Here is a 21,291-nt window from a genome sequence, read left to right as displayed (position 1 = left end):
ACCTCCCGTACGCACCGGCCCACCCCCTGGCGGGCTTGGATCAACTCTGGCCGGGCACGCCGAGATGGACAACGCAATAAAAATGCCCGCCTCTGATCACTTCCAAGACCAGAGGCGGGCAAACGTTCGGTGAACGTCCGTCTGCGACGCTTTACGCGGGAGCCGCGTACTCGCCCATGAGATGGGCGCGGGCCAGCGTGTGGAACCGCAGGTTGAATCCGACATAGGCCGGCGACGCGTCCGCGTCCGGGCCGAGCTTCTCCTGATCCACGGCGTACACCGTGAAGAGGTAGCGGTGCGCGGGGTCCCCGGCCGGCGGGGCGGCGCCACCGAAGTCCTTGGTCCCGTAGTCGTTGCGCACCTGGACCGCACCTTCCGGCAGGCCCTCGAACTTGCCGCTGCCCGCTCCCGTCGTGAGCTCGGTGACGGAGGCCGGGATGTCGAACACCACCCAGTGCCAGAACCCGCTGCCCGTCGGGGCGTCCGGGTCGAAGCACGTCACGGCGAAGCTCTTGGTCCCGGCGGGGAAGCCCTCCCAGCTCAGCTGCGGCGAAGTGTTCCCGGCCGCGTAGACCTGGGCGTCCTTCAGCACCGCGCCCGACGCCACGTCCTCACTGGTGACCGTGAAAGCCGGTACGGGCGGATGGAAGTCGTGCGGGAGCGGCGCCCTTTTGAGCTCGGTCACGTCAGTACCTCCTGAACGGCGGAATCTCTCGGTCCGAGCCTAGAACCAGCTGCGCTTGCTGCCGACCTCGGACAGCCACTGGTTCAGGTACGCGGCCCAGTCCGTGCCCTGGAAGTCGTGCAGGCCCACCTCGAAGGAGCGGTACGAGTCGCTGCCCTCACTGAAAAGGCCCGGCTTCTTGTCCATCTCCAGGATGACGTCCATCGCGCGGTCGTCCGCGACGAAGCTCAGCTCCACCTGGTTCAGCCCGCGGTACTGCGAGGGCGGGAAGAACTCGATCTCCTGGTAGAACGGCAGCTTCTGCCGGGTGCCCCTGATGTGGCCGCGCTCCATGTCCGCGTTCTTGAAGCGGAAGCCCAGCTGGATGAAGGCGTTCAGGATGGCCTGCTGCGCCGGGAGCGGGTGCACGTTGATGGGGTCGAGGTCCCCGGAGTCCACGGCACGCGCGATCTCCAGCTCCGTGGTGACACCGATGTGCATGCCGCGCAGGCTCTGCCCGTCGATCGTGGTGATCGGGGTCTCCCACGGAATGTCGAGCCCGAAGGGAACGGCGTGCACGGCACCGGCCTGCAGTTCGAAGGCCCCGCCGAGCCGCAGCTTCGCGAACTCGATGTCCTGCTTGTACTCCTGGTCGTCGTGCCCCTCGACCTCGACCTTGGCCTGGAGCCCCACCGACAGCCCCTCGATGGCCTGGTTCACGGATCCGCCCTGGATCCGCACCTCACCCTGCACGACACCGCCCGGAACGACGTTGACCTCGGTCAGCACCGTCTCGACCGAAGCCCCACCGGCTCCCAGGCTCGCAAGCAGCCGCTTGAACCCCATGTCTCAAACCTCCCCAGGCAACGCCTGTGCTCCGTAGTACTGCGTCTGGATTCCTGATCCCTACAAACGCGATCCGACCGCGGCCGGTTCCGCGTTCTCACCCTTACAAGGGGAACGCTCCTTGACCACCCGTCGGCACCCACACGTACCCACGTGTCCGTGTCGCTCGACTACGCTCGTACGCCATGATCGCGGCCCCTGACCGTACGCCCCTGACGCGTGAGTTCTTCGACCGCCCCGTACTGGAGGTCGCCCCCGACCTCCTGGGGCGGGTCCTCGTGCGCACCACACCGGATGGTCCGATCGAGCTCCGCCTCACGGAGGTCGAGGCGTACGACGGCCCGGACGATCCCGGCTCCCACGCGTATCGCGGACGCACGGCCCGCAACGGCGTGATGTTCGGTCCGCCCGGGCACGTGTATGTCTACTTCACCTACGGCATGTGGTTCTGCATGAACCTGGTGTGCGGTCCGGCGGGCAGGCCCAGCGGGGTCCTGCTGAGGGCCGGCGAGGTCGTCGAGGGCGCGGAGCTCGCTCGCAAACGTCGACTCTCGGCCCGGAACGACAAGGAACTGGCCAAAGGGCCCGCTCGCCTGGCGACGGCGCTGGACGTGGACCGGTCCCTCGACGGCACCGATGCCTGCGCCCCCGAGGGGGGTCCGCTGACCATGCTGACGGGGGCACCCGTCAGCTCCGACCAGGTACGCAGCGGTCCACGTACCGGGGTGTCCGGCGACGGGGGCGTCCACCCGTGGCGCTTCTGGGTCGCCAACGACCCCACCGTGAGCCCTTATCGGGCCCATACGCCCCGCCGCCGCTCAACTTGACTCGCCTCTGGGGGGTCCGTAATGTAGCCCGAGCCGCTTGACCCGGGTACGGCGTTCAGCCTGCAGCCGGAAGTGGCCAACCCACTACCTACGACCTCCCCTCAGCGGGGGCGAATTCGGCGTGTCCGCATGCCTGAATTCAATCTCGCGGTGCTCGATTATGAGTTGCGGAGGGAATCGGCTAGCGTAGTGAATGTCGAAAGGCCAAGAGACGAAAGAACTCAAAGCCGAAAGACAAACCCACCGACTGGGAATCAGGCCCGAAAGGATCTGATAGAGTCGGAACCGCCGGAAAGGGAAACGCGAGAGCGGAAACCTGGAAAGCACCGAGGAAATCGGATACGGAAACGGTCTGATAGAGTCGGAAACGCAAGACCGAAGGGAAGCGCCCGGAGGAAAGCCCGAGAGGGTGAGTACAAAGGAAGCGTCCGTTCCTTGAGAACTCAACAGCGTGCCAAAAATCAACGCCAGATATGTTGATACCCCGTCTCCGGCCGATCGGTCGGGGCGAGGTTCCTTTGAAAAAGTCCTGCCCCTTGGGGTAGGCGCACAGCGAGGACGCTGTGAACCGGGAGGATTATTCCTCTTCCTGGTTCCGCTCTCGTGGTGTCGTCCCGATTACGGGAAAACATTCACGGAGAGTTTGATCCTGGCTCAGGACGAACGCTGGCGGCGTGCTTAACACATGCAAGTCGAACGATGAAGCCCTTCGGGGTGGATTAGTGGCGAACGGGTGAGTAACACGTGGGCAATCTGCCCTTCACTCTGGGACAAGCCCTGGAAACGGGGTCTAATACCGGATAATACCTGCCTGGGCATCTGGGTGGGTTGAAAGCTCCGGCGGTGAAGGATGAGCCCGCGGCCTATCAGCTTGTTGGTGAGGTAGTGGCTCACCAAGGCGACGACGGGTAGCCGGCCTGAGAGGGCGACCGGCCACACTGGGACTGAGACACGGCCCAGACTCCTACGGGAGGCAGCAGTGGGGAATATTGCACAATGGGCGAAAGCCTGATGCAGCGACGCCGCGTGAGGGATGACGGCCTTCGGGTTGTAAACCTCTTTCAGCAGGGAAGAAGCGAAAGTGACGGTACCTGCAGAAGAAGCGCCGGCTAACTACGTGCCAGCAGCCGCGGTAATACGTAGGGCGCAAGCGTTGTCCGGAATTATTGGGCGTAAAGAGCTCGTAGGCGGCTTGTCACGTCGGTGTGAAAGCCCGGGGCTTAACCCCGGGTCTGCATTCGATACGGGCTAGCTAGAGTGTGGTAGGGGAGATCGGAATTCCTGGTGTAGCGGTGAAATGCGCAGATATCAGGAGGAACACCGGTGGCGAAGGCGGATCTCTGGGCCATTACTGACGCTGAGGAGCGAAAGCGTGGGGAGCGAACAGGATTAGATACCCTGGTAGTCCACGCCGTAAACGGTGGGAACTAGGTGTTGGCGACATTCCACGTCGTCGGTGCCGCAGCTAACGCATTAAGTTCCCCGCCTGGGGAGTACGGCCGCAAGGCTAAAACTCAAAGGAATTGACGGGGGCCCGCACAAGCAGCGGAGCATGTGGCTTAATTCGACGCAACGCGAAGAACCTTACCAAGGCTTGACATACACCGGAAACGGCCAGAGATGGTCGCCCCCTTGTGGTCGGTGTACAGGTGGTGCATGGCTGTCGTCAGCTCGTGTCGTGAGATGTTGGGTTAAGTCCCGCAACGAGCGCAACCCTTGTTCTGTGTTGCCAGCATGCCCTTCGGGGTGATGGGGACTCACAGGAGACTGCCGGGGTCAACTCGGAGGAAGGTGGGGACGACGTCAAGTCATCATGCCCCTTATGTCTTGGGCTGCACACGTGCTACAATGGCAGGTACAATGAGCTGCGAAGCCGTGAGGCGGAGCGAATCTCAAAAAGCCTGTCTCAGTTCGGATTGGGGTCTGCAACTCGACCCCATGAAGTCGGAGTTGCTAGTAATCGCAGATCAGCATTGCTGCGGTGAATACGTTCCCGGGCCTTGTACACACCGCCCGTCACGTCACGAAAGTCGGTAACACCCGAAGCCGGTGGCCCAACCCCTTGTGGGAGGGAGCTGTCGAAGGTGGGACTGGCGATTGGGACGAAGTCGTAACAAGGTAGCCGTACCGGAAGGTGCGGCTGGATCACCTCCTTTCTAAGGAGCATCTAGGCTGCCAGGCTTGCCTGGTGGTCCAGGGCCATTACGTCGGCAAATGTTCGACGGTGGTTGCTCATGGGTGGAACGTTGATTATTCGGCACACTTGATCGTCTTCTCCTTCGAGTACTGTCCTTCGGGGCGTGGAAAGAATGAGGGAAGCGGGGAGTGTGTCGGGCACGCTGTTGGGTGTCTGAAGGTACGGCCGATTGTTGGCTGCCTTCAGTGCCGGCCCCAGTGAACTCCGGTGTGAACCGGGGGTGATGGGTGGTTGGTCGTTGTTTGAGAACTGCACAGTGGACGCGAGCATCTGTGGCCAAGTTTTTAAGGGCGCACGGTGGATGCCTTGGCACCAGGAACCGATGAAGGACGTGGGAGGCCACGATAGTCCCCGGGGAGTCGTCAACCAGGCTTTGATCCGGGGGTTTCCGAATGGGGAAACCCGGCAGTCGTCATGGGCTGTCACCCTTGCCTGAACACATAGGGCAAGTGGAGGGAACGCGGGGAAGTGAAACATCTCAGTACCCGCAGGAAGAGAAAACAACCGTGATTCCGGGAGTAGTGGCGAGCGAAACTGGATGAGGCCAAACCATATACGTGTGAGACCCGGCAGGGGTTGCGTATGTGGGGTTGTGGGATTTCTCTTTCACGGTCTGCCGGCCGTGAGACGAGTCAGAAACCGTTGATGTAGGCGAAGGACATGCGAAAGGTCCGGCGTAGAGGGTAAGACCCCCGTAGTCGAAACATCAACGGCTCGTTTGAGAAACACCCAAGTAGCACGGGGCCCGAGAAATCCCGTGTGAATCTGGCGGGACCACCCGCTAAGCCTAAATATTCCCTGGTGACCGATAGCGGATAGTACCGTGAGGGAATGGTGAAAAGTACCGCGGGAGCGGAGTGAAATAGTACCTGAAACCGTGTGCCTACAAGCCGTGGGAGCGTCGCGCATTGAGTTTACTCAGTGCGTCGTGACTGCGTGCCTTTTGAAGAATGAGCCTGCGAGTTTGCGGTGTGTTGCGAGGTTAACCCGTGTGGGGAAGCCGTAGCGAAAGCGAGTCCGAATAGGGCGATTTAGTAGCGCGCTCAAGACCCGAAGCGGAGTGATCTAGCCATGGGCAGGTTGAAGCGGCTGTAAGAGGTCGTGGAGGACCGAACCCACCAGGGTTGAAAACCTGGGGGATGACCTGTGGTTAGGGGTGAAAGGCCAATCAAACTCCGTGATAGCTGGTTCTCCCCGAAATGCATTTAGGTGCAGCGTCGTGTGTTTCTTGCCGGAGGTAGAGCACTGGATAGGCGATGGGCCCTACCGGGTTACTGACCTTAGCCAAACTCCGAATGCCGGTAAGTGAGAGCGCGGCAGTGAGACTGTGGGGGATAAGCTCCATGGTCGAGAGGGAAACAGCCCAGAGCATCGACTAAGGCCCCTAAGCGTACGCTAAGTGGGAAAGGATGTGGAGTCGCACAGACAACCAGGAGGTTGGCTTAGAAGCAGCCACCCTTGAAAGAGTGCGTAATAGCTCACTGGTCTAGTGATTCCGCGCCGACAATGTAGCGGGGCTCAAGCGTACCGCCGAAGTCGTGTCATTGCAGCAATAGGGCCAACGCCCGCTGTGATGGGTAGGGGAGCGTCGTGTGCCGGGTGAAGCCGCGCCGGAAGGCAGTGGTGGACGGTTCACGAGTGAGAATGCAGGCATGAGTAGCGATACACACGTGAGAAACGTGTGCGCCGATTGACTAAGGGTTCCTGGGTCAAGCTGATCTGCCCAGGGTAAGTCGGGACCTAAGGCGAGGCCGACAGGCGTAGTCGATGGATAACCGGTTGATATTCCGGTACCCGCTGTGAAGCGTCAAACATTGAACCAGGCGATGCTAAGTCCGTGAAGCCGCCCCGGAGCCTTCGGGCAAAGGGGAGTGGTGGAGCCGACGGACCAGACCTGTAGTAGGTGAGTGATGGGGTGACGCAGGAAGGTAGTCCATCCCGGGCGGTGGTTGTCCCGGGGTAAGGGTGTAGGCCGTGTGATAGGTAAATCCGTCGCACATCAAGGCTGAGACCTGATGCCGAGCCGATTGTGGTGAAGTGGATGATCCTATGCTGTCGAGAAAAGCCTCTAGCGAGTTTCATGGCGGCCCGTACCCTAAACCGACTCAGGTGGTCAGGTAGAGAATACCGAGGCGTTCGGGTGAACTATGGTTAAGGAACTCGGCAAAATGCCCCCGTAACTTCGGGAGAAGGGGGGCCATCACTGGTGATCCGATTTACTCGGTGAGCTGGGGGTGGCCGCAGAGACCAGCGAGAAGCGACTGTTTACTAAAAACACAGGTCCGTGCGAAGCCGTAAGGCGATGTATACGGACTGACGCCTGCCCGGTGCTGGAACGTTAAGGGGACCGGTTAGTCACTCTTCGGGGTGGCGAAGCTGAGAACTTAAGCGCCAGTAAACGGCGGTGGTAACTATAACCATCCTAAGGTAGCGAAATTCCTTGTCGGGTAAGTTCCGACCTGCACGAATGGCGTAACGACTTCTCGACTGTCTCAACCATAGGCCCGGTGAAATTGCACTACGAGTAAAGATGCTCGTTTCGCGCAGCAGGACGGAAAGACCCCGGGACCTTTACTACAGTTTGATATTGGTGTTCGGTTCGGCTTGTGTAGGATAGCTGGGAGACTTTGAAGTCATGGCGCCAGCCATGGTGGAGTCGTCGTTGAAATACCAGTCTGGTCGTGCTGGATGTCTAACCTGGGTCCGTGATCCGGATCAGGGACAGTGTCTGATGGGTAGTTTAACTGGGGCGGTTGCCTCCTAAAGAGTAACGGAGGCGCCCAAAGGTTCCCTCAGCCTGGTTGGTAATCAGGTGTTGAGTGTAAGTGCACAAGGGAGCTTGACTGTGAGACCGACGGGTCGAGCAGGGACGAAAGTCGGGACTAGTGATCCGGCGGTGGCTTGTGGAAGCGCCGTCGCTCAACGGATAAAAGGTACCCCGGGGATAACAGGCTGATCTTCCCCAAGAGTCCATATCGACGGGATGGTTTGGCACCTCGATGTCGGCTCGTCGCATCCTGGGGCTGGAGTCGGTCCCAAGGGTTGGGCTGTTCGCCCATTAAAGCGGTACGCGAGCTGGGTTTAGAACGTCGTGAGACAGTTCGGTCCCTATCCGCTGTGCGCGTAGGAATATTGAGAAGGGCTGTCCCTAGTACGAGAGGACCGGGACGGACGAACCTCTGGTGTGCCAGTTGTCCTGCCAAGGGCATGGCTGGTTGGCTACGTTCGGGAGGGATAACCGCTGAAAGCATCTAAGCGGGAAGCCTGCTTCGAGATGAGTATTCCCACCCCCTTTGAGGGGTTAAGGCTCCCAGTAGACGACTGGGTTGATAGGCCGGATCTGGAAGGCGGGCAACCGCTGGAGGTGACCGGTACTAATAGGCCGAGGGCTTGTCCTCAGTTGCTCGCGTCCACTGTGTAGTTCCCAGACAACGAACGGTTGTGCTGGCTGAACAGTTTCACTAATGAATTGAATAGTGTGCTTGTTCGCTGCCCGTTCGAGGTCTCGTTGAAAAACGAGATGTCTGACAGGGTTTCGGTGGTCATAGCGTGAGGGAAACGCCCGGTTACATTCCGAACCCGGAAGCTAAGCCTCACAGCGCCGATGGTACTGCAGGGGGGACCCTGTGGGAGAGTAGGACGCCGCCGAACAATCTTTGAGGACCTCTGGTCCCAGCGACTCGCTGGGACCAGAGGTCCTTTTTTGTTTTTAGGAAGCGCGCCGGGTACCCGGCTGCGCGAGAATGACTTGCGGTACCGAAGACAGGAGTCACCCATGTCCACCAACTCTCCCGATGAGCGACCGGAGCGCGATCAGCGACGCCAGGACAGTGGTGACCGCGGCGGCTACCGCGGGGGCCCGCGCCGTGACAACGACCGGCGCGACAACGACCGCGGTGGCTCCGGCCGACGTGACGACCGCCGCGACGACCGCGGTGGGGATCGTGGCGGTGACCGTGGTGGGTTCCGTCGTGATGACAACCGTGGCGGCGCCGGCGATCGTGGTGGGTTCCGTCGTGATGACAACCGCGGTGGCGCCAGTGGTGGCCGTCCGCCGTTCCGGCGTGACGACCGCCCCACCGGTGGCCCGCGTCGTGACGACCGGCCGAGCGGCCCGCGCCGTGACGACCGCGGCGGTGGCTTCCGCCGGGACGGCGACCGTCCCTCCTTCAACCGCGACGACCGGCCGAGCGGCCCGCGTCGTGACGACGACCGTCGCGACGACCGCCGTGACGACCGCGGTGGTGATCGCGGTGGTGATCGCGGTGGGTTCCGACGTGATGACAACCGTGGCGGTGGCGGCGATCGCGGCGGCTTCCGCGGTCGTGACGACCGTCGTGATGACCGCGGCGGGGATCGCGGTGGTTTCCGTCGCGACGACAACCGTGGCGGCGCCGGCGGTGGTTTCCGTCGTGACGACAACCGTGGTGGTACCGGCGGTGGTTTCCGTCGTGACGACAACCGTGGTGGTACCGGCGGTGGTTTCCGTCGCGACGACCGCAACGACTTCCGGCGCGATGACAATCGTGGCGGCGCCGGCGATCGCGGTGGTTTCCGCCGTGACGACCGCCGTGACGACCGTGGTGGCGACCGTCGGGGCGATGACCGTGGCTTCCGTCGGGACGGGGACCGTCCCGCCTTCCGCCGTGACGACCGTCCGACGGGCGGCCCGCGTCGCGATGACGACCGCGGCGGTTTTCGTCGCGACGACCGTCGTGATGACCGCGGTGGGGATCGTGGCGGTGACCGCGGTGGGTTCCGTCGCGACGACAGCCGTGGTGGCAGTGACTTCCGTCGCGACGACCGTCGGGACGACCGCGGTGGCGACCGTGGTGGGTTCCGCCGTGACGACCGCAACGACTTCCGGCGTGACGACCGTGGGGACCGTCGCGAGGGAGACCGTCCCCCCTTCCGCCGTGACGACCGGGGTGGCGACAACAGGGGACCCCGGCGTGACGGAGACCGTCCTCCGTTCCGGCGTGATGAGCGTTCCGGTGCTCCGCGTCGTGATGACGACCGTGGTGGGTTCCGTCGCGACGACAACCGCGGCGGCGGCAGTGGTGGCGGCTTCCGTCGTGACGACCGGGGCGGCCGTCCCGGCGGCTTCCAGGGCCGTGACGACCGTCGGGGTGGCGACAGCCGGGGCGGCGGCTTCCGTGGCCGCGACGACCGTGACCGCGACCGGGACCGTGAGCCGATCAAGCGGCTGCCGATCCCGGACGACGTCACCGGCGACGAGATCGACAAGGACGTCCGGCAGGAGCTCCAGAGCCTGCCGAAGGGACTTGCCGAGGAGGTCTCGAGGAACCTGGTGATGGTCGCCCGGCTCATCGACGAGGACCCCGAGGGCGCGTACGCCTACTCCAGGATCGCGCTGCGTCTGGCGTCGCGGGTCGCCGCCGTGCGCGAGGCGGCCGGATTCGCCGCCTACGCGAGCCAGAAGTACAGCGAGGCGCTCGCGGAGTTCCGTGCGGCGCGTCGGATGACCGGCAACGTCGACCTGTGGCCCGTCATGGCGGACTGCGAGCGGGGTATGGGCCGGCCCGAGAAGGCGCTGGACATGGCTGGCGCGCCCGACGTGCAGAAGCTGGACAAGGCCGGTCAGGTCGAGATGCGGCTGGTCGCCGCCGGGGCGCGGCGGGACATGGGGCAGCTCGACGCCGCCATCGTGACCCTCCAGAGCCCCGAGCTGGCCTCGCACTCCGTGCAGCCCTGGACCCCGCGACTGCGCTACGCGTACGCTGACGCGCTTCTCGCCGCCGGTCGTGAGGACGAGGCGCGCGAGTGGTTCGCCAAGGCTGTCGAGTCCGACAAGGACGGCAGCACGGACGCCTCGGACCGGCTCGCGGAGCTGGACGGTGTCGAGTTCGTCGACGCCCTGGTCGAGGACGAGAGCGAGTCCGAGGCGGACTCCGGGACCGGGGCCGAGCCCACGTCCGTACGTGAGGCCGACCGGGTGATCCAGGCCGAGATCGATGAGGTCGATGAGGTCGACGAGATCGACGACGTCGATGACGAGGACCTCGCCGACGATGACCTCGATGACGCCGAGGACGAGCGCGACGAAGAGCGGAACGAAGAGCGCGAGGACGAAGGTGACGATGACGACGGCCACGACGAGGGCGCGCCTCGCGGCTGACGCCTGAACCACGCGGTGAGAACACGAGCGGCGGGACTCCGGAAGGGGTCCCGCCGCTCGGCGTCTCAGTCGGCGAGCGCCCGCAGTACCAGTCCCGACGCCGGCTTCGGGCCGAACGACGTCGACTTGCGGGGCATCGTGACGCCCTGACGGGCGAGGTCGCGTACGACCTCCTCGTGCACCGGGTGCAGGAGGACCGCCGTGCCGCCGTCGAGCTCCGCCTTGGCGACCGTGGCCTCGGTGTCGTGGATGTAGGCGATGTGGGCGGGCGAGTCCTCCGGGATGCCCCAGACGTGCGCGAGGAGCGTGGCGTGCAGGACGGTCGCGTCCAGGGTGCGCCAGGCCTCGGGATGGTCGGCCGGGATCGTACGGGTGAGGAGGTCCGGGTCCGGGCGGTCGACCAGGTGGAACGAGCCGTCGCCCGCGAGGAGGAAGGCGTTGCTCTCCGCGGCCGCCGAGGCGAGGGCCTCCAGGGCCTTCGCGAGGGGAACGTCGAGGTGGCGGACCCGGAACGAGTCCGTGAGCGCCGCCAGCGCCTCCGAGACCGGCAGCCCGTGCAGCAGACGGTGGATCGCGCGGACGCGCAGCGGATAGCGCGCGGTGTCCACCAGGAGGACGAGACCGAAGTCCCAGGGGCTGGGCGAAGGGTGCTCCGAGCGCAGACGCAGATAGGTCGCCCAGCGGTGGTGCCCGTCCGCGATGAGCGCCTGGTGGTGGCCCAGGTCCGTCTGGATCTCGGCCAGATCGGCGGCATCGGTGATCGCCCAGAGACGGTGGCTCAGACCGTCCTCCGTGGTGGTGGACAGCAGTGGCTCGCGCTCCGCCGTGCGCTCGATGACCGCGGCCGTGCCGACCCGGGAACCGGTGCCCCGGTAGGTCAGCAGAAGGGGTTCGAGGTTGGCGGAGGTCGCCCGCATCAGGGCCGCGCGGTCCGCGACGATGTGGGGCATGACGTCCTCGTGCGGAAGGACGACACCGTCGGCCGGCTCCGACAGGCGCAGGGTGCCGATGATGCCGCGCTGCAGCATGTCGTCGTCGCGCTGCTCGTAGACGTACAGGCCCGGCTCGGGGTCGGTGGTCAGGACACCCTTGGACAGCCAGGCGTGCAGGGTGTCCGCCGCCTGGCGGTTGCGGGCGTGGGGAGTCGCGTCCTGGGGGAGGATCAGCCGGACGATGTTGTGCGGATCGGCCGATTCGAGGTGCAGCAGACCGTCCGGCCGGACGATGACGTCGTACGGCGGGGATGTCACGGCGGCGAGGCTGCCGACCCGGTCGGGGTCATAGCGCACGCCCCGGAACGGGGCCAGTTCGAGGCCGCTGCGCACCGGGGTTTCCTCCGCGGGACCTGCAGTGTTCATTGACGCATCGTAAGTGTGATCGTCAGTACGTGCCGATGCCATGCGCGATGATCGAGGGAAAGAGCTAGAACGAGGAGCGATGTGCAATGAGCCAGACCGCCAGGACGCGCCCCGAGGGCAGCGAGCAGGCCCTGAGTGAGGCGTACGACACGGCGCTGCTCGATCTGGACGGGGTGGTGTACGCGGGCGGGAACGCGATCGCCCACGCCGTGGAGTCGCTCGGCACCGCCCGCTCCGGCGGGATGCACCTCGCGTATGTCACCAACAACGCGCTGCGGACGCCCGACGCCGTGGCCGAACACCTTGGCGAGCTGGGCATTCCGACGGACGCCGGTGACGTCATCACCTCCGCCCAGGCGGCGGCCCGGCTGATCAGCGAGCAGGTGCCGGCCGGCGCGCGTGTGCTGGTCATCGGCGGGGAGGGGCTGCGGGTCGCGCTGCGCGAGCGCGGGCTCGAACCGGTCGAGTCGGCCGACGACGATCCGGTGGCGGTGGTGCAGGGTTACGGGGGTCCCGACCTGCGGTGGGCACGGTTCGCGGAGGCCTGTTACGCCATCGCGCGGGGTGTGCCGTGGTTCGCGTCCAACACCGACCTGACCATTCCGAGCGCCCGCGGTATCGCGCCGGGCAACGGCGCCGCGGTGGAGGTCGTACGGATCGCCACCGGCGCCGAGCCGCAGGTGGCGGGCAAGCCGCTGCCCCCGATGCACCGCGAGACGATCCTGCGGACCGGGGCGAAGCGGCCGCTGGTGGTCGGCGACCGCCTGGACACGGACATCGAGGGCGCGTTCAACGGCGAGGTGGACTCGCTGCTCGTGCTCACCGGTGTGACGGACGGCGCGCAGCTCCTCGCCGCCCCGCCGCAGCACCGGCCGACGTATGTCGACGCCGATCTGCGAGGTCTGCTGACCGGTCAGCCCGCGATCGGCCAGGAGGGTGACGGGTTCCGGTGCGGAGGGTGGACGGCGACGGCCGGGAGCGAGCGGCTTGAACTGGCGGGCGAGGGTGAGGCGCTGGACGGGCTGCGGGCACTGTGCGCGGCGGCGTGGACGGCGGCCGGGGACGGGACGTGCGCGCTGGACGGCGCCAAGGCGCTGGCGCGGCTGGGACTCTGACGGCGCGTCCCGGGGCCGGCCGGCGGCTCACTCGGGCTCGGTGGCGGCGCCTGCGGGCTCGGGGGCGGTTCCCGCGAGGTCGTCGCGCGGATGCGAGGGCGTAGGGGGTGCTGAGCGGTGGCCGGGGAACCAAGTGGCAGCGAGGGTAGGCTAACCTAACCACGTGTTGGTCGACAGTCCCCCTCAACAGCGCGCGGAAACCGCCCCCGCGCCCCCGAACCGCTGGGCGATTCGTGCCGTCGGGCTCGTCGTGTCCGCGGCCGTCCTCGTGCTCGTCGCGCTGGCGAGCATCGCGATCGGTGCGAAAGCGCTGCCGTTGGACCAGGTCTGGCACGGCCTGTTCCACGACTCGGGGACCTACGCCGACGTCGTCGTGGGCGACCGGCTCTCGCGTACCGTCCTCGGACTGCTCGTCGGCGCCGCGCTCGGGCTGTCGGGTGCCGTCCTGCAGGCGCTCACCCGCAACCCGCTGGCCGATCCCGGACTGCTCGGGATCAACGCGGGCGCGTCCGCCGCGGTCGTCACCGCCATCACGTACTTCGGTGTCACCAGCCTGAGCGGATACGTCTGGTTCGCCTTCTTCGGCGCCGCCGCGGTCGGGGCCCTGGTCTGGTTCCTCGGCGGCAGCCGGGGAGCGACCCCGGTGCGGCTCGCGCTCGCCGGCACCGCGATCAGCGCCGCCCTCTACGGCTATCTCCAGGCCGTGATGATCATGGATGACGCGGCGCTGGGCAAGATGCGCTTCTGGACGGTCGGTTCGCTGGCCTCGGCGACGGACTCGACCATCAGGCAGGTGCTGCCGTTCCTGGTGGCCGGCACGGTGCTCGCGCTGGGCCTCGCCCGGCCGCTGAACGCCATGGCCATGGGCGACGACACCGCCCGCGCGCTCGGCGCCAACCTGAACCGCACCCGTGCGCTGTCCATGGCCGCCGCCACCGTGCTGTGCGGCGCCGCGACGGCCGCCTGCGGGCCGATCGTCTTCGTCGGGCTGATGGTCCCGCACGTCGTACGGTCCTTCACCGGCCCGGACCTGCGCTGGATCCTGCCGTACGCGACCGTGCTGTCGCCGGTGCTGCTGCTCGGCGCCGACGTGCTGGGGCGGATCATCGCCCGGCCCGCGGAACTCCAGGTCGGCATCGTCACCGCGGTCCTCGGCGGCCCGGTCTTCATCTACCTCGTACGACGGCGGAGGACGGCCCAGCTGTGAGCACGACACGTACCCGATCCCTACGCGCGCGCGGCGGTCTGTCGGTCCGGTTCGACGTGCGAGCGCTCGTCGTCGTCGTCCTGCTGCTGGTGGCCGCGCTCGCCGCGAGCGTGGTGCTCATCGGCACCGGCGACTTCCCGATCCCGGCCGCCGACGTCCTCAGGACGCTGGCCGGCGACGGGAACGCGGGCCAGGAGTTCATCGTCAACGAGCTGCGGCTGCCCCGGGTGCTCGTCGGCCTCCTGGTCGGGGCCTCGCTCGGGCTCGGCGGGGCGATCTTCCAGTCCGTCTCCCGCAACCCGCTGGGCAGTCCGGACGTCCTCGGCCTGGGGCAGGGGGCGACGGCCGGCGCGCTGATCATGATCGTGCTGTTCTCGGGGACCGCGAACCAGGTCGCTCTCGGGGCGTTCGTCGGCGGCCTGGTGACCGGAGTCGCCATCTATCTGCTCGCCTGGAAGCGCGGCGTGCACGGATACCGGCTGGTCCTGGTCGGGATCGGCGTCTCCGCGATCGTCACCGCGGTCAACGGCTACCTGCTGACCAAGGCGGACCTCGTCGACGCGGCCCGCGCGGTCGTCTGGATGACCGGCTCCCTCAACGGCCGTGACTGGGCGCAGGTGTGGCCGCTGCTGGCGATGTGCGCCGTGCTGGTGCCGCTCGTCCTCGGCAACGCGCGGGGGCTGCGCATGATGGAGATGGGTGACGACGTGTCGTACGCACTCGGTGTGCGGGTCGAGCGCGTCCGCCTGCTGCTGATGCTGTCCGCCGTCCTGCTCACCGCGGGCGCCACCGCCGCGGCCGGCCCGGTCGGCTTCGTGGCGCTCACCGCGCCGCAGCTCGCCCGGCGCCTGACCCGCTCACCGGGACCCAATCTGGTGCCGTCGATGTGCATGGGCGCCGCCCTGCTGATCGTCGCGGACTGGGCCTCGCAGCGCGCCTTCGGAGCCGACCAGCTGCCCGTGGGCGTCGTCACCGGAGTCCTCGGCGGCATCTATCTGCTGTGGCTGCTCGTCACCGAGCGCAAGGCGGGCCGGATATGAGCGGGTCGGACATGAGCGGGCCGAATATGAGCGCCCCCGCGAACGAGAAACCCCAGAGGAGCACTGTGAACCGCCTGTCCGCCGACAACGTCACCCTCGGCTACGACCAGCGTGTCATCGCGGAGAAGCTGTCGGTGGAGATCCCCGACCACTCCTTCACCGTGATCGTCGGCCCGAACGCGTGCGGCAAGTCGACCCTGCTGCGCGCCCTGTCCCGGATGCTCAAGCCCTCCGAGGGGCGGGTGCTGCTCGACGGGCAGGTCATCCAGTCGATGCCCGCGAAGAAGGTGGCCAGGACGCTCGGGCTGCTCCCGCAGTCGTCGATCGCGCCGGACGGGATCACGGTCGGCGATCTGGTCGGCCGTGGCCGCTATCCGCACCAGGGGCTGCTGCGCCAGTGGTCGACGCAGGACGAGCGGGTCGTCCGGGAGTCGATGGCCTCGACCGGCGTCGCCGAACTGGCCGACCGCTACGTCGACGAACTGTCGGGCGGCCAGCGGCAGCGCGTCTGGATCGCGATGGCCCTGGCCCAGCAGACGCCGCTGCTGCTGCTCGACGAGCCGACCACCTACCTCGACATCCAGCACCAGATCGACGTGCTCGACCTCTGCGCCGAACTCCACGAGGAGCGGGGGCGGACACTGGTCGCGGTCCTGCACGACCTCAATCACGCCGCGCGGTACGCCACCCACCTCATCGCCCTGCGCGAGGGCCGGGTCGTCGCCGAGGGCGCGCCCCGGGACATCGTGACGGCCGAGCTGGTCGAGGAGGTCTTCGGGCTGCGCTGCCAGGTCATCGACGACCCGGAGACCGGAACGCCGCTGGTGGTCCCGGCGGCCCGCAGGGCACGCGTCGCGGTGACGGAGGGCTCCTGAGGGCTCAGAGAAGGCTCCTGAGGCGGAACAGGTCCAGCAGGCCCGCCTCCAGTTTCACCCGGCCCGAACCCCACGCCTTCGCGAAGTGCAGATTCCCGTTCACCATCGCGACCAGGTCGTCGCCGCTCATGGTGAGACGGATCTGGGCCTTCTCGCGGGGCGGGCCCGCGACGGTGTCGAGCACCTCGATCCGGCCGTCCGCGAGACGCCCCACGAAGGTGATGTCGAGGTCGGTGATACGGCAGCTCAGCGAACGGTCCAGGGCCGCCGCGCTGCGTACGTCCCCTTCGGCACCCGCCAGGTTGTCCGAGAGCTTGTCGAGCGCCGCACGGCACTCCTCAGTCGTCGCCATCGTGATCGACCGTACCGCAGCGCTTCGAGGTAGCGTCGGGGCATGAACGAGTCAGTGCCGGAGTCCGGGGCCGTGCCGGAGGCAGAGGCGGGGGTGCTCCCGGAGGATGCGCGGGACGCGATCGAACTCTCGTACGACCCTGCCGCGCCGGCCCCGCTGGACGTGGAACGCGTCCCCACGGGAAGCGCCGAGGTCGACGCACAGCTCGACCGGCTGGGCGACGCCGACCACCTCGCCACGGACGGACACCTGGAGGTGTACGAGGATGTGCACCGGGGGCTGCGTGACGCGCTGACCGAGCTCGACGCCCGCCCGGGACCTCCGGTACCCACCCGTCACCCGACCACCGCCCCTCAATGAGACCCTTCGGGTCACACCTCTCATTGGCCGTACGACCGCAGGAGCTGAACCGAACGTGGCAGGAGTGGCACGCCGCCGCCTCGACGCCGAGCTGGTCCGCCGGAAACTCGCCCGCTCGCGCGAACACGCAGGCCAGCTGATCGCCGCGGGCCGGGTCACCGTCGGCAAGACCCTGGCGACCAAGCCCGCCACCCAGGTGGAGACCGCGGCCGCGATCGTGGTCACCCGGGACGACAACGACCCCGACTACGTCTCGCGCGGCGGGCACAAACTCGCGGGCGCCCTGGCGGCCTTCGTACCCCGGGGCCTGCGGGTCGAGGGGCGGCGGGCCCTGGACGCCGGAGCGTCCACCGGAGGCTTCACCGACGTCCTGCTGCGCGCGGGCGCCGCCCATGTCGTCGCCGTCGACGTCGGCTACGGTCAACTGGCCTGGTCTCTGCAGAGCGATGAACGCGTCACCGTCAAGGACCGTACGAACGTACGCGAGTTGACGTTGGAGGCGATCGATGGGGAGCCCGTGGACCTTGTTGTCGGGGATCTGTCCTTCATCCCGCTCGGACTGGTGCTGCCCGCCCTCGTGCGGTGCGCGGCGCCCGACGCCGATCTGGTGATGATGGTCAAGCCGCAGTTCGAGGTGGGGAAGGAACGGCTGGGCAGTGGTGGAGTCGTACGCAGTCCGGAACTGCGCGCCGAAGCGGTGCGCGGCGTGGCCGGACGGGCCGCGGAACTGGGGCTCGGGGTGGAGGGCGTGACCGCCAGTCCGCTGCCCGGACCCTCGGGCAATGTCGAGTACTTTCTGTGGCTGCGTGCCGGGTCGCCCGAACTCGACCCGGCCGACGTTGACCGTGCAGTGGCGGAGGGGCCGCGTTGACACAGACCCGAGCTCGTACTGTTTTCCTGCTCGCCCACACCGGGCGGCCCGCTGCGATCCGCAGCGCCGAACTCGTCGTCCAGGGGCTGCTGCGCTCCGGACTCGGAGTCCGGGTCCTGGAGGCGGAGGCGGCGGACCTGCCGCTGCCACCCGAGGTGGAACTCGTCAGGGAGGCCACCCCGCAGTGCCTCGACGGGTGCGAACTGCTGATCGTGCTCGGCGGTGACGGGACGCTGCTGCGCGGCGCCGAGTTCGCCCGCGCGTCCGGCGTCCCGATGCTCGGGGTCAACCTCGGCAGCGTCGGGTTCCTCGCCGAGGCCGAGCGGGACGACCTCGACAAGGTCGTCGACCGGGTGGTCACCCGGGCGTACGAGGTCGAGGAGCGGATGACCGTCGACGTCGTCGTGCACCGCAACGGCGACATCGTGCACACCGACTGGGCGTTGAACGAGGCCGCCGTGCAGAAGGTGTCCGCCGAGAAGCTCCTGGAGGTCATCCTGGAGATCGACGGCCGGCCGGTCACCGGCTTCGGCTGCGACGGCATCGTCTGCGCGACCCCCACCGGGTCCACGGCGTACGCCTTCTCCGCGGGCGGGCCCGTGGTGTGGCCGGAGGTCGAGGCACTGCTCATGGTGCCGATCAGCGCGCACGCGCTGTTCGCCAAGCCGCTGGTGACCTCGCCGGACTCCGTGCTCGCGGTGGAGGTGCTGCCGCACATCCCGCCCGGCGTGCTGTGGTGCGACGGGCGGCGCACGGTGGAACTGCCGCCGGGGGCGCGGGTCGAGGTACGGCGCGGTGCCGTTCCGGTACGGCTCGCACGGCTGCACCACGCGTCGTTCACCGACCGGCTGGTCGCGAAGTTCGCGCTGCCGGTGGCGGGGTGGCGCGGGGCGCCGCACTGAGCCGCGGGCCGGGCGGCGGGGCCGTCCGGCGGGCGCTCGAAGGAGAGCGGGGCGAGGGTTCGCCGCGAAGGCAGCGATGGCGGCGTTCGCCGCGACGGCAGCGCGCTCGCGGCGAACGCGGCGGACCCCGTGCGGGTTCCCCACGGCCGTCAGGATGCCCACGAAGGCCTACGGAGGCCCGTGACGGCCTGTGGGCCCCCGGTGGCCCGGGAAGCGCCGGAGGGCCCGTGCGGCCCGGGGAGAGCCCGGGAACCGGCGGGGGCGGGGGCGTACACGTCGGTCCCGGCCGCGCGGGCGCCCCGTCCGGGGCCTCGCACGGGCATGGCGGGGCCGTGGTCGGCAAACCCCACCCCAGCGGGTGACACACGTGCCCGGGTGACCCCCGCCACCTGCGCCTTCGCACAAGGAGGGCAGGGCCCGTCGCACATCGGGTCCCTGACCTCGTAAGGTCGTGTCCGTGTTGGAGGAGATGCGGATACGGTCGCTCGGAGTCATCGACGACGCAGTCGTCGAATTGTCGCCCGGCTTCACCGCCGTGACGGGTGAGACCGGTGCGGGCAAGACGATGGTGGTCACCAGCCTCGGGCTGCTGCTCGGCGGGCGCGCGGACCCCGCCCTCGTACGGATCGGCGCCAAGAACGCCGTCGTCGAGGGCCGGATCGCCGTACCCGCGGGAGGAACGGCGATCCGGCGGGCCGAGGAGGCGGGGGCCGAACTCGACGACGGCGCGCTGCTGATCAGCCGCACCGTGTCGGCCGAAGGGCGCTCGCGGGCGCACATCGGCGGACGCTCGGTACCCGTGGGAGTACTGGCCGAACTCGCCGACGAGCTGGTCGCCGTGCACGGACAGACCGATCAGCAGGGGCTGCTCAAACTGTCCCGGCAGCGGCAGGCACTCGACCGGTACGCCGGGGACGCGGTCGCCGCGCCGCTCGCCAAGTACGCCGGTGCCTACCGCCGGCTGCGGGCGATCACCACCGAGCTGGACGAGATCACCACCCGCGCGCGTGAGCGGGCCCAGGAAGCCGACCTGCTGCGCTTCGGGCTCGACGAGATCGCGGCGGTGGAGCCGCGCTCGGGCGAGGACGTGGAACTGTCGGCGGAGGCCGAGCGGCTCGGACACGCGGAGGCGCTGGCATCGGCCGCCACCGCCGCGCACGCCGCGCTCGCCGGCAATCCCGAGGACCCCGAGGGCATCGACGCGGCGACCCTCGTCGCGGGCGCCCACCGGGCGCTGGAGGCCGTCCGCGCGCACGACTCCGCGCTCGCCGGGCTGTCCGGACGGATCGGGGAGATCAACATCCTGCTGCGGGACGTGGCGGGGGAACTGGCCGGGTACGCCGACGACCTCGACGCCGATCCGCTACGGCTGGCGGCGGTCGAGGAGCGCCGGGCCGCACTCACCCAGCTCACCCGGAAGTACGGCGAGGACGTCGACGCCGTGCTGGCCTGGGCGGAGCAGGGCGCCGCGCGCCTCCTCGAACTCGAGGGCGACGACGAGCGGATCGGCGAACTGACCGCCGAGCGGGACGTGCTGCGGGCCGAACTGGGCGGGCTGGCCCAGGCGTTGACGGACGCCCGGACGGAGGCCGCGGAACGGTTCGCCGCGGCCGTGACCGCGGAGCTGGCCTCGCTCGCCATGCCGCACGCGCGCGTCTCGTTCGAGATCCGGCAGACCGACGACCCCGAGGGCGTGGAACTCGACGGGCGTACGGTCGCGTACGGGCCCGCGGGCGTCGACGAGGTCGAGCTGCTGCTCGCGCCGCACCCCGGCGCCCCGCCGAGGCCCATCGCCAAGGGGGCGTCCGGTGGCGAGCTCTCGCGGGTGATGCTCGCGGTGGAAGTGGTGTTCGCGGGAACCGATCCCGTACCGACGTATCTCTTCGACGAGGTCGACGCGGGGGTCGGCGGCAAGGCCGCGGTCGAGATCGGGCGGCGGCTGGCGCGGCTCGCCAGGAGCGCGCAGGTGGTCGTGGTGACGCACCTTCCGCAGGTGGCCGCGTTCGCGGACCGGCAGCTGCTGGTCGAGAAGACGAACGACGGGTCGGTGACCCGGTCCGGTGTGAAGGTGCTGGAGGGGGAGGACCGCATCAGGGAGCTGTCCCGGATGCTGGCGGGTCAGGAGGACTCGCAGACCGCTCGGGCCCACGCGGAGGAGTTGTTGGCCACCGCGCGGGCGGACGCGTAGCCGTCCGGCGGCGGTGCGCCGCCGCTTCGCGATTCGGCCGGGCCCTGTCAGCCTCCGCCCCGGCAGGGCTCTGGCCCCCGCGAGCCCACCGGGCCGTGCCGGCTCCCCGAGCCGACCGGGCTCGGGCTCTGATCCTCCGCGACCCCACCGGGCTCCGTCTCCTTCGCGTTCCGGTCGGGCTCCGGCCCTCCGCGTTCGGGCCGGGCTCCGACTATTTCGCGGTCCGGCCAGGGGCTGGCCCTCTCCGTTCCGGCCGGGTCCCGTCTGCTTCGCGGTCCGGCCAGGGTCTGGCGCTCTGCGGTCCGGCCGGGCTCCGGCCATCGCGGCCAGGCCCGACCGGTTCGCGGTCC

15 protein-coding genes and 3 rRNA genes are annotated in these 21,291 nt (G+C 67.9%); 14 read left to right on the top strand and 4 right to left on the bottom strand.

Translation table 11 applies throughout. The features are described from left to right. Nucleotides 1–151: 151 nt before the first annotated feature. The gene (locus HEP85_RS09725) at nucleotides 152–685 is read right to left on the bottom strand and encodes a YbhB/YbcL family Raf kinase inhibitor-like protein (RefSeq protein ID WP_168527420.1); all 534 of its coding nucleotides are present in this window, start codon (nucleotides 683–685) and stop codon (nucleotides 152–154) included. Nucleotides 686–724: 39 nt separating this feature from the next. Further along, nucleotides 725–1,510, bottom strand: a complete 786-nt coding sequence (locus HEP85_RS09720) for a sporulation protein (protein WP_168527419.1) — start codon at nucleotides 1,508–1,510, stop codon at nucleotides 725–727. Between the two features lie 185 nt (nucleotides 1,511–1,695). Between HEP85_RS09720 and HEP85_RS09715 the strand changes: the two genes are divergently transcribed. The 6 genes from HEP85_RS09715 to HEP85_RS09690 all read left to right on the top strand — a co-directional run bounded on the left by HEP85_RS09715 (nucleotide 1,696) and on the right by HEP85_RS09690 (nucleotide 10,673). Beyond that, on the top strand, nucleotides 1,696–2,337 hold the full coding sequence (locus tag HEP85_RS09715) for a DNA-3-methyladenine glycosylase (RefSeq protein WP_168527418.1): 642 nt from the start codon (nucleotides 1,696–1,698) through the stop codon (nucleotides 2,335–2,337). A gap of 631 nt (nucleotides 2,338–2,968) precedes the next feature. Beyond that, nucleotides 2,969–4,493 (top strand): 16S ribosomal RNA (locus HEP85_RS09710). Between the two features lie 315 nt (nucleotides 4,494–4,808). Further along, nucleotides 4,809–7,932, top strand: a 23S ribosomal RNA gene (locus HEP85_RS09705). Nucleotides 7,933–8,068: 136 nt separating this feature from the next. Next, nucleotides 8,069–8,185, top strand: a 5S ribosomal RNA gene (rrf, locus tag HEP85_RS09700). The 16S, 23S and 5S rRNA genes sit together here, the layout of an rRNA operon. Nucleotides 8,186–8,364: 179 nt before the next feature. Next, complete coding sequence (locus HEP85_RS09695; RefSeq protein WP_369658115.1) at nucleotides 8,365–9,849, top strand: hypothetical protein; 1,485 nt, start codon at nucleotides 8,365–8,367, stop codon at nucleotides 9,847–9,849. Beyond that, nucleotides 9,741–10,673, top strand: a complete 933-nt coding sequence (locus HEP85_RS09690; RefSeq protein ID WP_211118207.1) for a tetratricopeptide repeat protein — start codon at nucleotides 9,741–9,743, stop codon at nucleotides 10,671–10,673. The genes HEP85_RS09695 and HEP85_RS09690 overlap by 109 nt, the downstream gene beginning before the upstream one ends. 65 nt (nucleotides 10,674–10,738) lie before the next feature. Here HEP85_RS09690 and HEP85_RS09685 read toward each other — a convergent pair whose 3' ends face one another. Further along, nucleotides 10,739–12,031, bottom strand: a complete 1,293-nt coding sequence (locus HEP85_RS09685) for a DUF1015 family protein (RefSeq protein WP_168527416.1) — start codon at nucleotides 12,029–12,031, stop codon at nucleotides 10,739–10,741. A gap of 86 nt (nucleotides 12,032–12,117) precedes the next feature. On the opposite strand from HEP85_RS09685, the gene HEP85_RS09680 reads away from it, so the two are divergent. The 4 genes from HEP85_RS09680 (at nucleotide 12,118) to HEP85_RS09665 (ending at nucleotide 16,268) form a co-directional block, all read left to right on the top strand. Then, nucleotides 12,118–13,146 carry an HAD hydrolase-like protein gene (locus tag HEP85_RS09680; RefSeq protein ID WP_329286804.1) on the top strand — a complete coding sequence of 343 codons (1,029 nt, stop codon included), beginning with the start codon at nucleotides 12,118–12,120 and terminating at the stop codon, nucleotides 13,144–13,146. A 163-nt stretch (nucleotides 13,147–13,309) separates the two neighbouring features. Beyond that, nucleotides 13,310–14,353 (top strand): iron ABC transporter permease, encoded by a 1,044-nt coding sequence (locus tag HEP85_RS09675; protein WP_168527415.1) that lies wholly within the window; start codon nucleotides 13,310–13,312, stop codon nucleotides 14,351–14,353. Further along, nucleotides 14,350–15,393, top strand: a complete 1,044-nt coding sequence (locus HEP85_RS09670; protein ID WP_168527414.1) for an iron chelate uptake ABC transporter family permease subunit — start codon at nucleotides 14,350–14,352, stop codon at nucleotides 15,391–15,393. The genes HEP85_RS09675 and HEP85_RS09670 overlap by 4 nt, the downstream gene beginning before the upstream one ends. Before the next feature lie 11 nt (nucleotides 15,394–15,404). Next, nucleotides 15,405–16,268, top strand: coding sequence for an ABC transporter ATP-binding protein (locus HEP85_RS09665; protein ID WP_168527413.1), 864 nt, complete (start codon nucleotides 15,405–15,407; stop codon nucleotides 16,266–16,268). A 4-nt stretch (nucleotides 16,269–16,272) separates the two neighbouring features. On the opposite strand, the gene HEP85_RS09660 is transcribed toward HEP85_RS09665, so the two are convergent. Then, nucleotides 16,273–16,620, bottom strand: coding sequence for an SCP2 sterol-binding domain-containing protein (locus HEP85_RS09660; RefSeq protein ID WP_168527412.1), 348 nt, complete (start codon nucleotides 16,618–16,620; stop codon nucleotides 16,273–16,275). 42 nt (nucleotides 16,621–16,662) lie between these two features. On the opposite strand from HEP85_RS09660, the gene HEP85_RS09655 reads away from it, so the two are divergent. The 4 genes from HEP85_RS09655 (at nucleotide 16,663) to recN (ending at nucleotide 20,941) form a co-directional block, all read left to right on the top strand. Further along, nucleotides 16,663–16,980, top strand: a complete 318-nt coding sequence (locus tag HEP85_RS09655; protein ID WP_168527411.1) for a hypothetical protein — start codon at nucleotides 16,663–16,665, stop codon at nucleotides 16,978–16,980. Nucleotides 16,981–17,035: 55 nt separating this feature from the next. After that, nucleotides 17,036–17,851 carry a TlyA family RNA methyltransferase gene (locus HEP85_RS09650; protein ID WP_168527410.1) on the top strand — a complete coding sequence of 272 codons (816 nt, stop codon included), beginning with the start codon at nucleotides 17,036–17,038 and terminating at the stop codon, nucleotides 17,849–17,851. Continuing rightward, nucleotides 17,848–18,753 (top strand): NAD kinase, encoded by a 906-nt coding sequence (locus HEP85_RS09645; protein WP_168527409.1) that lies wholly within the window; start codon nucleotides 17,848–17,850, stop codon nucleotides 18,751–18,753. The genes HEP85_RS09650 and HEP85_RS09645 overlap by 4 nt, the downstream gene beginning before the upstream one ends. Before the next feature lie 469 nt (nucleotides 18,754–19,222). Then, a complete protein-coding gene (gene recN, locus HEP85_RS09640; protein WP_329294771.1) occupies nucleotides 19,223–20,941 on the top strand; it encodes a DNA repair protein RecN in 1,719 nt (572 codons plus the stop codon). Nucleotides 20,942–21,291 lie beyond the last annotated feature (350 nt).

The sequence above is a fragment of the Streptomyces sp. RPA4-2 genome (assembly GCF_012273515.2).
Lineage (GTDB): Bacteria > Actinomycetota > Actinomycetes > Streptomycetales > Streptomycetaceae > Streptomyces > Streptomyces kaempferi.
The sequence above is the reverse complement of the archived record's forward strand: the minus strand, read 5'-3'. Positions and strand labels throughout refer to the sequence as shown.